The organism is Pseudomonas sp. G1002, assembly GCF_013385455.1.
In the GTDB taxonomy this organism is placed as follows: Bacteria; Pseudomonadota; Gammaproteobacteria; order Pseudomonadales; family Pseudomonadaceae; genus Aquipseudomonas.
In genome coordinates this window covers 86,283-100,269 of record NZ_JACAPY010000006.1, presented here as the reverse complement: position 1 = coordinate 100,269, position 13,987 = coordinate 86,283, and the positions used below count along the sequence as shown (strand labels likewise).

Below are 13,987 nucleotides of genomic sequence, written 5' to 3'. Positions count from 1 at the left end.
CAAGGAGAATACGATCAATGAGCACGCTACCCCGCAACGTACAGGCGCAAATCGATGAAGCAACGGCTATTCAGGAAGCGCTGAATAAGCCTGCCGAGAACCCCGCACCAGATGCGGCTCCGGCAGCAGATCCAAATGCGCCGGTGATCTCAGACCAACAAGCACCCGTCAAAACGGACCCGGCCCCCGCCGCCCGTAACGATGGTGCTGATTACTGGGAGCAACGCTTCAAGGTCATGCAAGGGAAATACAACGCTGAAGTACCCGCGTTGCAACAGGAAGTGTCCCGACTGACCGCAGAACTGGCGAAAGCGCAGCAGCCCGCAGGCAATGCGGTGCAGCGCGCAGTGTCGGATCTGACCCCCGAGGAAATTGAAAGCTACGGGCCGGACCTCATAGCACTTATCCAGCGAGTGGCTGGTGGCCAGGCTTCTGGCGCCAATCCCACGGAACTGGAGTCGATCAAAACCGAACTCGAGGGGCTGAAGCATAAAACCCAGCAAAGCGAGCAGGAAAAAGCCGAGCAAGCGCAGGAAGAGTTCTTCCGGCAACTGATTCAGCGCATTCCTGACGCTGTTGAGATCAACGGATTGCCCGCGTTCCATGAGTGGCTCAGCCACATGGACACGTTCACCGGCAAAGAGCGGCAGCAGCTTTTGATCGAGGCCCAGACAGCCAACGACGCATACCGCGTCGCCGCGCTGTTCCAGGCCTTCAAAGACGCGCAGCCCGCACCGGCAGCACCGAACCCAGGTCGCACCATCCCACCGGAAAACGTTCAGCCACGCTCCACTCGCACCGATCCTACGCCGCCGGCGGAGGGCAAGTGGTGGAGCAATGCTGAAATCAACGAGTTCTACAAGGATGTGGCGCTGGGCAAGCGGTACACGAAAGCCGAGGCGACTGCGATTGAACAGGACATTTCAGACGCGGTAGCAAACGGTCGCATTTCGCGATAGCACGCGCTCTGTAACGCCGCGAGGCGTCAGGAAATAGGAGCTACACCATGGCAGGTCCAGCACGCGCCCCAGGGCATCCAAACTACAGCTCGACCAGTGCATCGGGTTTCATCCCGGCGCTCTGGTCCGGCAAGTTGGTGCAGAAGCTGTACGCCGCAACCGTATTCGGTGAGATCGCAAACACCGACTATGAGGGCGAAATCAAGAACCAAGGCGACACCATCAACATCCGCACCGTACCGTCGATTGTCATCAAGGACTACGTGATCGGCGGCGGCGTTACTTACGAAAAGCCGGTAAGTGACAAGGTGCAGCTGCAGATTGACCAGGGCAAGTACTTCGCGTTCGAGGTGAACGACGTCGATGCTTACCAGGCCGATATCAAGCTGATGGACGAGTTCAGCACCGACGGCGGTGAGCAGATGAAGGTGGCTATCGACACCCAACTGCTGAACCGCCACTACGCCGACGCTGCAGCGGCCAACCGCGGCGACAACGCCGGCGCCAAGTCTGGCGGCATCAACCTCGGCAAAGCTGGCGCCCCTGTGCAGATCACCAAGGACAACATCCTGGATGTGTTGGTGGACTGCGGCACCGTTCTCGACGAGCAAAACGTTCCCGAGCAAGGCCGCTGGGTCGTTCTGCCTGCTTGGATGAACGGCATGCTGAAAAAGTCCGATTTGCGCGACGCCAGCATTATGGGCGATTCCACTTCGGTCTTCCGCAACGGCAAGGTCGGCATGCTCGATCGTTTCACCGTGTTCATCAGCAACAACACCACAGCAGTGGATGATGTCGCGGCCACCAAGAAGGCCAGCAACGTGATGTTCGGTCACAAGAAAGGCCTCACCTTTGCCAGCCAGATGACCCAAATGGAAACCCTGCCGAACCCGAACGACTTCGGGAAACTCGTTCGTGGTTTGAACGTGTTCGGTTCCGGCGTCATCGACCCGAAAGCGATCGGCAACCTGTACTGCAGCCGCTGATCACCCTCATCTCCACACCATAAGCGGCCGCCTGGCCGCTTTTTGCTTTTCTCGGAGAAAACCATGATTCGCGAATTGATTGAAAAGGCAAAAACAGCCGACAAAGACGGCTTGCTTGAAATGCTCAAAGGCCTGGGATTGAAGGCTGACCAGCGCAAAAGTGAGGACACACTTCGCTCCGAATTGCTCGCAGGGCTCGAGAAGGCCCTGGCTGATGAAGCTGACGACGAAAGCGCGCCGAACCCTGATCTGGAGCCTGGCAATGCCGGCACTGCTGGGCTCGCTGATCCCAAGACCACCGGCGATCCTGGCGTCGACACTGACTCCGCTGCGCGCGGGGTATCGGGTGAGGGTGCTGATCAAGCGTCGGAGGGCGACCAACCAGCCGGCGACGACGCAGCTGCCCAAAGTGCCGCTGTTGAAACTGTGCAGGTCGCTGCCGACCCTGGCCCTGGGCGTCACATCGGGCCGGTCACCTTGAATGGCGAAGACGGCCAGTTGTACATCCCGCAGGCGCTCGTCGACGAGATGAGCATCCCTGGTATCAACATGAAGTTGGTAGCGGGCGACCCGCCAACAGCCTCTGCTTTGGCCGAGGCCCAGGCGCCTGATCTCGACGACGTCGACGAGGAGGAGCGTTCGGTGCCGGTCACCGGCAATCGTCTGTTGCGCAACACCAGGACCGGCTGCGAGTTCGTATGGACTACCGAGCTGGCGAAACTTTCCTACATGCAAGAGGTGTAAACCGTGGCCGTGACGACTGTAGGCAACATCCTGACCCGCGCCAAAAAGATCCTGCAGGAAGTCACATCCAATGGCACGCGGTGGGCAAACACCGAGCTGCTGGATTGGCTGAACGAAGGGTATGCGGCAATTTGCAACATTAAGCCCAATGCCAGTTCTGTCACGGCCGAAATTACTTGCGCCCCGGGCACTAGGCAATCCATCCCCGAGGGCGGCCTGCGCTTGCTGGAGGTGGTGCGCAACATCACCCCCGCGGGCGGTGGGCTGAGTGTGATTCTCACGACCCGAGGCGCTATCGACTCAACCAGGCGCCGGTGGCACGCCGAGCAGCAGGTTGAGGAGATCGAGCAGTACATCTTCGACGAGGCGGCGCCGCGCCAGTTTTATGTTTACCCGCCGGCGATGGCCACCAGCAAGCTGGAGATCATCTACTCGTCGGTGCCAGACCCACACGCCCAGGCGATGGCCACCGACTCGGCCGCTGAAAAGATCCGCCTGGATGATTCGTTTGCGCCGGTGCTGGTGGATTACATCCTCTCCAGGGCTTACGCGAAAGACGCCGAACACGCAGCGAACCTCAACCGCGCAACGATGCACTTCCAGATGTTCCAGGCCGCCCTGGGCATGAAGGTTCAGACAGATCGCATGCTTGGCCCTCTGCCAGTCGCCGCCACATCCCAGCAACAGGTACCGCAGCAATGAATGTGAGCCAGCTGGTCGACCAGATCCTGCCAAACGTGCCGGGGGTGGTAATCGCCTCTATCCGTGACGGTGTGGCCTGGGCGCTGCGTGAGCTGTGCACAGAGGTGCCGGCCTGGAAAGTCAGAATCCAGCTGTCCGATGGTGAGCAGCAGATCACCGCCGGGCCAGGCCTTGAGCCGATCCGCATCCAGGCGCTGTATCAGGATGGTCGGCCTGCATATTGCCAAGTGTTCCAGCCTTCGCCGGACACTGTCATTGTCACCGGTGGACCTTCGGGGCTGACCGCTGATGTGGTCGTGCGGCCCACGTTTGGCTCCACTGTGGCGGTGCCCCCGGACTGGCTGCTGGACCGTTACTGTGAGGCGCTGACCCTGGGCACCCAGTACTGGCTGCGCAAGATGCCCGAGAAGCCATGGTCCGACATGCAGCGCGCCCTGATGGATCAGGCAGCGTTTTATGCCCTCTGCACCAATGCTCGATCTGAGGCGCTCGCCGGCCACCAGTACGGCAGCACAAGGATGAAAACTCCGAGGTTTCCATGACATCGATTGCGATCACGTCTTTCAAGGGCGAACTGCCAGCGCTGACTCCGCGTCTTTTGCAGCCAACCAACGCCCAGGCGGCCCGCAACGTCAATCTGCGCAAGGGGTCGCTGCGGCCTGAAAACGCGCCGCTGCCCGTGCTTGGGATTGGCGGCGTGATCAATCCGTCATCTATCTACCGGTACCCATTCGGTAACAACGGCGCCGGGTTCTGGTTTGCCTGGGGCGATGGCCAGCAGGTCAATGCAGCAAAAAGCCCGCTGGCGAAGGATGCCTGGTCGCGGGTGTACTGGACCGGAGACTCGTTTCCCAAGATGGCCCCCATCGGTGTCGCCACTCAGGGCGCTGGGCCGTACCCATCCGGGTTTTATCGGCTGGGCGTCCCTGCGCCGGTCAGCGCGCCATTGGTGACGGAGCCAGCCGGCGGTGAAGCGCCGCCCACCACCACCGTGGGCGCGACGTATGTGGTGACGTATGTCTCAGCCTATGGCGAAGAGGGGCCGCCCAGCCCTGCGTCGAACATCATCAACCGCTGGGACGGCGCGGGCGACCAGCTGCCTGGGAAAGTCAACGTTCAACTGCCGCCGTCGCCCAACGGACCGTACAACATCGTCACCAAGCGGCTCTACCGGTCGGAAAGCGGCGGTGAATTCCTGTATTTGGCTGACTTCCCTGTGGCCCAGGGCAGTTGGGTGGACGACGTGAACAGCGATGAGCTGGGTATTGCGTGCCCGTCGCTCACCTGGGATATGCCAGATCCGGCGATGGTCGGCCTGGTCGAGATGCCAAATGGCATATTTGCCGGGTTCTTCGACAACACGCTGTGTTTTTGCGAGCCGTATCACCCGCACGCCTGGCCGGTTGATTACCAAATTTCCTTTCCTGACAAAATAGTCGGGATCGGCGTCACCACCGCCGGGCTGGTGGTTGCCACCACCGGACGTCCGCGACTGGTAACCGGCACAACGCCTGCGGCGATGAGCGCTGCTGACCCGGATGCAGACCGTGTATGCGTTTCCAGGGGGTCGGTGGTCGATATGGGCGAGTACGTAGTCTATGCGTCGACTGAGGGGCTGGTGGCGGTGTCCGGCGGGGAGCCTCAGTTGATCACCGACGGGGTGCTGACGCCGGAGCAGTGGCAAGCGCTGAATCCCGCGTCGATCCATGCCTGCCGATACGAAGGCCGGTATCTGGCGTTCTACGACGGCGGGTGCTTTGCCCTGGCACCAGGCGAGGGGATCGAGTTCATCGACGCCCAGGCGGCCAACTCCTACTACGACATCGCGGCCTCCACGCTGTACCTGATCCAGGGCAACACAATAGCGAAGTGGCGTGGCGGCACACCAATGACATACCGGTGGCGTTCGAAAGTATTTGAGTTTCCACCAGGCTCAGCCAATTTCAGCTGCGGAAAGTTGGTGGCAGCGGCGTTTCCGGTCCGGTTCCGGGTTATCGCCGATGGCACTACCGCGCTCGACGCTGAAATTGGCAGCAACCAAATGTTCAGGCTGCCGCCGGGTTTCGCGGATGCGCGCGAATGGCAGGTGGAAGCGTCCGGCTCGACCGAAGTTTTCTCTATCCAAATTGCGAACACACCCTCTGAGTTGACCTAATGACGACAAAACGCTCAAGCCTTCCTGCACCCAGCAGCAAGGTTTCGGCGGAGTTGCGCCCGTTTTTCAGTGCTCTGACTGAGATCATTGAGACGGGCGAGGGGAATCGCGGGAATGGCCTCGACAAGAAGCTGACCTACCGGGATTTGCTGGAAAGCGGTGCGTTCACGCTCCGGCCAGGCTGGAAGCCAGGTGGTAACGGCGGATTGGTTCCAAGCCCTGGCGTGCCAGACCGGGCAATACCGCCTGCCCCTGTGGGGTTCCAAGGTGCTGGTGTGTTCGGCATGAACACCCTGACCTGGGATAACCCCTACAAGCTCTATCGAAACCACTCGCTGACCAACATTTACCGCAGTGAAACCGATAACTTCGGTCAGGCGACTCAGATCAGTCGCGCCACGGGCATGATGTACAGCGACCCAATTCGAGGCGATGCGGTAGACCCCAACGATCCCAAGAAAGGGAAAGTGTATTTCTACTGGATCACCTGGGTCTCCACCTCGGGCATTGAGGGACCTCCTAACAGTCCGGCCGGCACCGCAATCGAGGCGCAACTCGATATCGAGTATCTGCTCAAGCTGATTACCAGCCAGACCAGTCAGAGCGAGCTTGCGAAAGCGCTGGCGAAAGCCATCGACCTGGAAGGGCTGAATCAGACGATAGCAATGCTGGATGCGGCCGCGCAGTCGGCGAGGCTTCTGACGTCCGCTGAGCGATTCCTGCGCGATGACGACAACGTCCAGATCCGCCGGCAAATCACCGATATACGGGTGCAGACCGGCGAGGATGTGAAGGCGGCTATCACGCAGTTGCAGGAAGTCATTACCTCCGATCAGCAGGCAATCGCCCATCAAATCGATCTGATGCAGGTCAGCGTCGGTAAGGCCCAGGCCGATATCGTCGGCGAGCGCTCGGCGCGTATCACCCTGCAAGACGCTGCAACCCAGGCACTGAACGGCATGTCGTCCCGCCTTGAGACAGCTGAGGCGGTGCTGACCGGTTACAGCGAGACCTTTGCAAGTGCTTTGGAAACCCAGGTTCGCAACATGATGAGCCTGGTCGCGCGGATGGATAACACCGACGCGATATACGTCCAGGATCAGCAGGCCATCGTCAATGAGTTCGAGGCAACAACCCGGGCGATCACCACCTTACAAAGCAACTTGAACGATCAGTCAGCGGCGATCGAGCAGACCCTCAGCACGCATTCCTCGGCGCTTGAGGGGCTGTCGGCTCAATACACGCTCCGGCTCGACGTGAACGGACTTATCAGTGGTTTCGGCGCTTATAACAATGGGCAGGTGGCTGACTTCTCAATCTTGGCCAACCGCTTCTGGATCGCCACACCAGGTGCTCACGGGCCGAACTACGTGAACCCCTTCACCTTGGATAACGAGCGGGTCTACATCAACACGCTGCTGGTGAAAGAGGCATCCATCCAGCAAGCGCAGATCGGCCCCATCAGCATTGGCAAGCTGACAGCCAATGATGGATTCACGCCTATCACCACGATAGGCGGCCAGCTGCGCGCCGAGGCCATTGACGTGGCGAGCATCACTATCGGTTTCGGCCAGATTTACGGGCAGTTGGTGAGCTCGCAGATAGGTGCGGGCGGGCTGCCACGGTTCGTTATCGACCCGCAGGCTGGGATTTTCATGAATGGCCTCGTGGGCGGGACGCGCATGGTCATGACGGACCAGTACCAACACTGGTACGACGCCGCCGGCGGTCTGCGCATTGAAATCGGGGAGATGATGGTATGACGTCGATCATTCGCTGCCGTGATGCGAACCAGCAGGTCACGTTCGATAGCACGGTTCGAACAATTCGAAAAATGGAATCGATCCGAACGCAGAGCAACGTCGGCGGCAGTCTGGACCTGACGCAGTATGCGGGCTTCAAACTGGACATAAGCCTGATGCCTGCGGAAAACGTGGGGTTCTCACCTGTGCCCCTTGTGGTGATCAGTGCGGACGGCAATACGCTGACTTGGTCCTCAGCACCCGTATCCTGTTTTCTGATCCTTGGGATTTCTTCATGAGCATCGGTTTCAGGATCAAAAACGACTGGGGTAACCTCGCCGTCGACGAGAACAATCCAATATTCATCGCGGTCGGTGAGACTGCTGGGCACGTCGATAACGCCGGTTGGACCGATATCCGCCTTTACAAGGACAGGGACGGCATCCCGCCGGTGGCGATCTTCTTGGAATATACCTTCTACGGTGTATCAACCAGCCCGACGCCGCCCCTAGTGTTCGCCAGGCCTCGCAACGTCGCCTCGCAGGTGAACACCGTCATTGGCTACGTCGCCGCCAAGGGCGCTCCAGGCGCATGGACCGGAATGGTGGTGGTGTTCACTATCACGAACCTTCCAGGCAACCCCCAGAACACCGCCCAGCTTTATCCGCTCATGCGGGCTTATATGTGCGAGTTCCTGGTTGTCTTCTCCGGCGGGTATATCAGCGGCGAAACCCACGGCGTGCGTGTTTGGGCGCCGGGGTCATCGACGGTGGTGTTCGACTCCGGAAACAATGCCGTCAGCTACAAGCGATCCAATGGCGTCTGGAACTACAGTCACCGCGACCAGGTGCTCAGCGACCAATACCTCGAGGCCTGGAACGGTTCGGATACGTTCGGCGCTCGGAATGAATGGATGCTGATCAGTTCTATCGGGACTGGCTATTTCATGCGGTACAACGGTGAGGTGGCGGGCAGCAGGATGATTATTCCAGGCCTGGTCGGTGAGACCGTTCAGCGACTCATCCTCACCGGGCGGTCTGGCACGCTGATTCACATGCCATTTCTGTTCATCGAAACCCGCAGGCCAGTGCCTGAAGGTGTCGTACTGCCCACCGGCCCCGGCCCCGCGTAAATTCTTCAGGAAAAATCATGGCTACGACTCATATCTACCGCGCTGGCACGGTCAGCATCGCCGCGGGCGCTGTAATTGCGACCGGCGCGGGCACCGCCTGGCTGTCGAATGCGGCCAGGGGCGACGTGTTGTTGGTTCCAAGCGGGCAATGCTTTGAGCTGGTTACGGTTGAGACCGACAGCCGGCTGACGCTCGATGCGGCCCCGGCGGCGGCGATAAATGGCGCACCCTACGTCCTGCTTCGCTTTGCCACCGCCCAAAATGTGCGCGATCTCCTTGAGAAAGTAGAGGAGTTCTTGAAGGACAGGCAGGTCAGCCTGGCCGAGTTTGCCGACTGGGCTTCGGGTTCAGCCAACGGCGGGCCGAACAAAGACGGCAAATATCCGCTTACTGACCGGTATGGCACGGTCACCATGGCCGCATGCCCGGCCAGGCTCGCAGTTATCGCAGGTTCCGGCGGCGGAGTTGGTGGCGGGGCGGGAACGGTCAAGAGGCTCAATGACGTTGTACCGGATGAGAACGGTAAACTTACAGTTACCCCCGGCGATATCGGGGCGGCGACAGCGGACCAGGGCAATTTGGCGGATGGTGCCGTGCAAAAGACGCTGGCTCGCCTCTACAAGCCCTTGCTCACCGATGTGCTGGTGCTGGGTGACAGCCGCGCGTTTCAGTGCACCAAGGGCAACGTAGGCTTTGCCGACTGGGCTGTTTCTGAAACGGGCGGCCTTGCCGCGTTTCCGCTGGCCCTGAATAAAGGGATCGATGGCAACACCACTTCGCAAATGCTGGCACGGCTGCAAACCGATGTAATCGCCAACAGCAATGCCTTTGACGTGATGGTGCATTTTGGTACCGGAAACGACCGGATCAAAGGCATGACTCTGGAACAGACGATTCGAAATCTGGAGTACTTGTATTCGGCGTTGATCAAGCGGGCCAAGATAGTCATTGCCATTGCTGAAACGCCAGTAATGGGCGCTAACGTTGGGCTCCCTGCGCAGCAGACCGCGAACCATTTTGCAGTCCACAACTGGTATTTGAACGTTGCACCCAGCCTGGGCGTGGTGGTGGTGAACCCTTGGGACGAAATGGTTGACCCAGCATCCGGTTCGAATTTTTGGCCTTTGGGCGGACTGACAGGTGATGGTCTCCATCCCACTGCGGCAGGCGCGCGAATCATCGGCCGCAAGGTCGCTGAGGCATTGAGACGCCTACTCACCTTTCCGGCAGTGCTCCCAACCGCGAACGTTGCTTACGACGCGGCGCTGGTTCCTGGCGGCAGCTTGATTCCTAACTCGCTGCTCACCGGTACCAACGGTGTGCTGGGTGGCGGCAGCAATGCCACCGGCCAGTTGGCTTCATCCTGCACGTTGCTGGGTTCGGATCTCAACGGCCTGGCCGTGGCCGCTTCAAAGGAGGCTGCTGATTTTGGATTCAAACAGGTTCTGCGGATTACCGGTATGCCGAGCGGCACCACGCCGACGCTGACTCTAGAACAGTCGGTGGACGTCTCGAAAGTCGCAGTGGGCCAACGCCTGCGTGCGGTGGCTGGTTGGGAGTTCATCAGCGTGAATACCAGTGTGCTGCAGGTGGCCCTACAAATCGTGGCTGTGGGAGCGAGCGGAACCACCGTTGCCCAGATCGGGCAGAACCAGGAGCTAAATCACGCAATGCCAATCGGGACCATTGCCGGCACGCTTGTCACGCAGACGCTGACCCTCTCGGAAGTGCCCACCAGCCTCAAGCTTCGGCTGTCCATCATTTTCAAATCCGGCACCGGCCAGGACGCAACGATCAAACTGCGTCAGGCGGATCTGACACGACTTTTCGCGTGAGGGCTTATCAATGATCGAAACACAAGAGCAATTGCTCGCCCGGGTATTCAAGGGCAACCCCGATGCAATCTCATTTTGCGAGACGCTGTTCTCTATCTCGCAGACACTGGATGACATCGTGGACGGTGATAAGCCGCTGACCCCCAACGACGTCTACCAGGCGTTCTGGCTCGCGCTGATCGAGTTGCCCATCAATCCGTTCTACCGCCACTTCGAACACTTCGTTCGCCCGCTGATGGCCGGGGCACTCCAAGACTGGCGCGACAGCGTCACCCTGGAGAGAGAAGGGGACCACCACGGTCGTAGTCTGGCCTTTGTCTTGCGGGATCAGCTCACCGGCCTAGTGGTGCAATGCGCCTACCTCATCGGCGGGAGCGCCTGGATGGCCGAAGTTTCCGCCGGCATACGTCGGTTTTTCCACGACGAGACCTTTTCCGCCTACAACCAGGAATTGATCAAGGGAGGTGCACAATGAGTGGCGGTGGTGGAAAAACCGATAATTCGATACAGGACACGCCCGAACAGAAGTATGCCGCTCAAGTGGCTGCGGAAAAATGGAACTACGCCCAGGAAAGGTTGGCGCCGGTTGAAAACGCGTACATGAAGCGCGTGGATGACATGGATTCGGCCGGCAGCATGGCCTACGTCCGCGGCAAGGCGAACGCGGGAACTCAACAAGCACTGGCGTCGGGCCTGAAGCAGGTCGACCAAGGCATGGCCCAGCAGTACGGCCTGAATCCAAACAGCGGCCGCTCCGTCGGTGCCCAGGCCGATCTGGCCGCAAGTGTGGGGGCGGCGGGCGGCGATACCATGGCCCGTGCACAGTTCGAACAGAAAGGGCAGAAAATCGCCGGGCTCAGCAGTGTGGCAGCCATCGGCCAAGGGCAATCGTCCCAAGCACAGGCGGGCCTCAACACCGTCGCCAACCAAGCTGCTCAAGACGCCCAGTCCGCAGCGTTTACGAATTTCAATCGCAAGTCTGCAAACCTGCAACTTGCAGGTGCCGCTATGGGAGCTGTTGCTGGCGGAGCAGCCTACGGACTTAACAACATGGCCCCAGCCAAAACAAATGTGGCCAACTCAACCGTCCTCAATCCTAAAGGGCTGAGCGGGAATATTTACGACAGCGCCAACGGCGCCGCCAATTTTGGGGGGTATGCCTAATGCCTTACTACGTCGATCCGAATGCAGCGTTCGCTGGAAAACAAGGTGCTTCCACGGTGCTGGGCCAACTGAGTCGCTCCCAATGGGACGATTGGAAATCTCGTTTTCAGCCCTACGTCGACAAGCTGGCCAACATCGCCACCAGCGAATCTTTCGCAGGCGAGCAGGCTGCAACCGCCACCGATTCGGTAAATAAAAGCTTTGATAGCGCGGCCCAGGGTTTGCAAATGCAGCAGCAGGGAATGGGCTTGATGCTGTCACCCGCACAGCAGGCCGCCCAGGACCGGAAGATGCAACTTGGCCGAGCATCTGCAACTGTGGATGCGAGCAACAACGCCCGCGTTTCGGCGCGCGACCTGCAAGAGCAAATCATGGCCGGCGGGATGGGCCTCAGCGGATTGAAGCCGGGGAGTTAAATTATGGGATATGGACTGATTGGTCTTAAGCAGGAAATGCAGGGAGAAGCCATGCAAGGCCTCTCGCAGGTGTCTCAACAGCAACAGCAAGCCAAGATTGCCGAGGACCAGATGAATCAGCAGGCCAAGGCCAATACTCAATCCAGCAAGGTAGGCATGGCTACAACAGGCGCCATGGTGGGCTCAGCTTTTGGCCCTGTTGGTACGGCAATCGGAGCGGGGATTGGCTACATCGCTGGGTCGTTTATGTAGATAGCTGCGCTACACTCAAATTTTTATTTCTTTGAGAATCGCTAATGGAACTTGCGCTTTGGTTTATCGCCATCTTGCTTCTGCTCATTTACTTGCTGCTCCGTCAGGCGGTACAGCTGCTGAGGAAAGATATACCTAAGCTGATCAGGGTTGCCTCAGACTTGAATGTAGAGCGATTAGATCAGGTTACGGAGCGGGTTGAGGATGTGCGCGGAAGCATCGATTCAATCGCTTTAAACCGCTTGCATGAACTGGAGCGGTGAACACAAACAACCTTTTTCATTGGACTACAGCAGTCATCCTGCCGAGTGATGTCCGGGAAATACTATTGTCGGGAGACAACAATGGCAGGCGGATTCGATACCCGTGGCGGAATGGATGGCTTCACCCAAGGCTTTGGCCTGGTAAGCAATCTCCTCGCGCAGAAGGACCAGCGAGCACTCCAGCAGGCTCAACTCGCTCAACAGGCAGAGGACCGGCAATACGGTCGCGAGATCCAGCAGCAGGAGATGGGCCTGCGCAAAGACGACTTGGCGTATCGCCGGGAAACTGATCAGCGAAACTACACTGACACTCAGGCCCAGCGTCAATACCTCCACCAGCGCGATTCCGATAACGCTGCGCGCCAGGATCGCCAATTCCAGGCAACCTACGGCCTTCAGGTGGCCGGTCAACGGCAGGCGGCGGCGAGGATGCAGCGCGAGGATCAGCGCTTTGACCTTCAGCAACAGCAGCTGACCCGCCAGATCGGCCGGCAGGACAAAGCGGAGATGCAACAGCAGGATGCGCTCACAGCGAAATCGGCTTATGCCAAAATCGCCGCCGGCGGTGACCTGGATGACAACGATCTCGAAGTCTTCAAGCGCAACCCATGGATGGACCCCCGGCACGTACTTTCTCCCGCGATGCAAGGCGATGTGGCCACCGCCGGCAAAGTATTCACCGGAGAGCTCAACTCCAATGCCCCGGAAGCCTTGGATGCTGTAAATCGGGTGTTCGGTCCTGACATTCAGAAGGGGGGCGGCGGCAAAAAGCGCATTGTTCAGGTGATGCCCGGCCAGACCGAGGGCACGGTGGTGTTTGAGCTGGAAGTCACCGGTGATGACGGGAAGAAATACACCGCGCCCATGACCAAGAATCGTGGCACAGCGAACGATGCTGACGACGAAGTGCTCGAGGTGCCCATTGAGAAGTTGGTTGACCGTGTGTCCGGCTACAAACTGCTGAGCGGAGTTTTCAACACCCCTGAAAACAGGCAGGCCGCGCTGCGGTATGGTCAGCAAATGGGGCTGGCCCCGAAAGATCAACTGAGCAAGCCGCTTGCGGCGCCGGTTCAAAAAGCCGAGGACAAGGATCTGGAGGCGATCGCTGCCGCGTCAACCATGAACGATCAGTTGTCGAAAATCGGTGAGCAGATCACATCCGGGAAGCTAAACCTCGGCCCGGTCAATAACAAACTCGCAGCGGCGCGCAACGCGATGGGCATGAGTACCGAGGAGTCGAGGAACTACGGCTCGCTCAACTCGACACTCGAGCAATTACGTAACGCCAGTCTGCGACTCAATGCTGGTGTGCAGACGGACGGTGACGCACAGCGGGCCTGGAATGAGCTCATCACCAACATCAACGATCCGGCGCTGGTGCAGCAGCGCCTGACTGAAATCCGTGCCCTGAACGAAAAGGCAATGGAGCTCAAGACCAACATGATCCAGCAGCGCCGGCACAACGCCCGCGCGGAGCCTTTGGACATTGGCACGGTCATTCCGCAGGTCGATCAGAAGCGTGGTCTCAGCATGCCTTCGACTGGAGCACAGCCTCGTCAGCCAGCAACATCCTCGAAAACGCCAACCACTGAGCTGCCGCACGGCGCCAAATTCCTCGGCTTCGAATAAGGAGCAAG

Annotated in this window: 16 protein-coding genes; all 16 read left to right on the top strand. The window is 59.3% G+C overall.

Translation table 11 applies throughout. The features are described 5' to 3' along the window. Nucleotides 1-17: 17 nt before the first annotated feature. The 16 genes from HX801_RS03195 (at nucleotide 18) to HX801_RS03120 (ending at nucleotide 13,979) form a co-directional block, all read left to right on the top strand. Nucleotides 18-959, top strand: a complete 942-nt coding sequence (locus tag HX801_RS03195; protein ID WP_177021546.1) for a hypothetical protein — start codon at nucleotides 18-20, stop codon at nucleotides 957-959. Between the two features lie 47 nt (nucleotides 960-1,006). Then, on the top strand, nucleotides 1,007-1,945 hold the full coding sequence (locus HX801_RS03190) for a hypothetical protein (RefSeq protein ID WP_177021545.1): 939 nt from the start codon (nucleotides 1,007-1,009) through the stop codon (nucleotides 1,943-1,945). 63 nt (nucleotides 1,946-2,008) lie between these two features. Next, the gene (locus HX801_RS03185) at nucleotides 2,009-2,689 is read left to right on the top strand and encodes a hypothetical protein (RefSeq protein ID WP_177021544.1); all 681 of its coding nucleotides are present in this window, start codon (nucleotides 2,009-2,011) and stop codon (nucleotides 2,687-2,689) included. 3 nt (nucleotides 2,690-2,692) lie between these two features. Continuing rightward, entirely contained in the window at nucleotides 2,693-3,391 is a 699-nt protein-coding gene (locus tag HX801_RS03180; RefSeq protein WP_078826842.1) for a DUF6682 family protein, read from the top strand. Further along, the gene (locus tag HX801_RS03175) at nucleotides 3,388-3,933 is read left to right on the top strand and encodes a hypothetical protein (RefSeq protein ID WP_177021543.1); all 546 of its coding nucleotides are present in this window, start codon (nucleotides 3,388-3,390) and stop codon (nucleotides 3,931-3,933) included. The genes HX801_RS03180 and HX801_RS03175 overlap by 4 nt, the downstream gene beginning before the upstream one ends. Continuing rightward, nucleotides 3,930-5,546, top strand: a complete 1,617-nt coding sequence (locus tag HX801_RS03170) for a hypothetical protein (RefSeq protein ID WP_177021542.1) — start codon at nucleotides 3,930-3,932, stop codon at nucleotides 5,544-5,546. Before HX801_RS03175 ends, HX801_RS03170 begins: the two co-directional genes overlap by 4 nt. After that, nucleotides 5,546-7,309, top strand: coding sequence for a DUF1983 domain-containing protein (locus tag HX801_RS03165; RefSeq protein WP_177021541.1), 1,764 nt, complete (start codon nucleotides 5,546-5,548; stop codon nucleotides 7,307-7,309). The genes HX801_RS03170 and HX801_RS03165 overlap by 1 nt, the downstream gene beginning before the upstream one ends. After that, a complete protein-coding gene (locus HX801_RS03160; RefSeq protein WP_177021540.1) occupies nucleotides 7,306-7,587 on the top strand; it encodes a hypothetical protein in 282 nt (93 codons plus the stop codon). Before HX801_RS03165 ends, HX801_RS03160 begins: the two co-directional genes overlap by 4 nt. Continuing rightward, entirely contained in the window at nucleotides 7,584-8,420 is an 837-nt protein-coding gene (locus HX801_RS03155; protein WP_177021539.1) for a hypothetical protein, read from the top strand. Before HX801_RS03160 ends, HX801_RS03155 begins: the two co-directional genes overlap by 4 nt. A gap of 17 nt (nucleotides 8,421-8,437) precedes the next feature. Continuing rightward, entirely contained in the window at nucleotides 8,438-10,255 is a 1,818-nt protein-coding gene (locus HX801_RS03150) for a GDSL-type esterase/lipase family protein (protein WP_177021538.1), read from the top strand. A 10-nt stretch (nucleotides 10,256-10,265) separates the two neighbouring features. After that, the gene (locus HX801_RS03145) at nucleotides 10,266-10,730 is read left to right on the top strand and encodes a hypothetical protein (RefSeq protein ID WP_177021537.1); all 465 of its coding nucleotides are present in this window, start codon (nucleotides 10,266-10,268) and stop codon (nucleotides 10,728-10,730) included. Continuing rightward, nucleotides 10,727-11,419, top strand: coding sequence for a hypothetical protein (locus tag HX801_RS03140; protein WP_177021536.1), 693 nt, complete (start codon nucleotides 10,727-10,729; stop codon nucleotides 11,417-11,419). The genes HX801_RS03145 and HX801_RS03140 overlap by 4 nt, the downstream gene beginning before the upstream one ends. Further along, nucleotides 11,419-11,835 (top strand): hypothetical protein, encoded by a 417-nt coding sequence (locus HX801_RS03135; RefSeq protein WP_177021535.1) that lies wholly within the window; start codon nucleotides 11,419-11,421, stop codon nucleotides 11,833-11,835. Before HX801_RS03140 ends, HX801_RS03135 begins: the two co-directional genes overlap by 1 nt. Before the next feature lie 3 nt (nucleotides 11,836-11,838). Then, nucleotides 11,839-12,087, top strand: coding sequence for a bacteriocin (locus HX801_RS03130; RefSeq protein ID WP_177021534.1), 249 nt, complete (start codon nucleotides 11,839-11,841; stop codon nucleotides 12,085-12,087). A 44-nt stretch (nucleotides 12,088-12,131) separates the two neighbouring features. Then, nucleotides 12,132-12,350, top strand: a complete 219-nt coding sequence (locus tag HX801_RS03125) for a hypothetical protein (protein WP_177021533.1) — start codon at nucleotides 12,132-12,134, stop codon at nucleotides 12,348-12,350. Between the two features lie 81 nt (nucleotides 12,351-12,431). Continuing rightward, nucleotides 12,432-13,979 carry a hypothetical protein gene (locus tag HX801_RS03120; RefSeq protein WP_177021532.1) on the top strand — a complete coding sequence of 516 codons (1,548 nt, stop codon included), beginning with the start codon at nucleotides 12,432-12,434 and terminating at the stop codon, nucleotides 13,977-13,979. The last annotated feature ends 8 nt before the right edge of the window (nucleotides 13,980-13,987 follow it).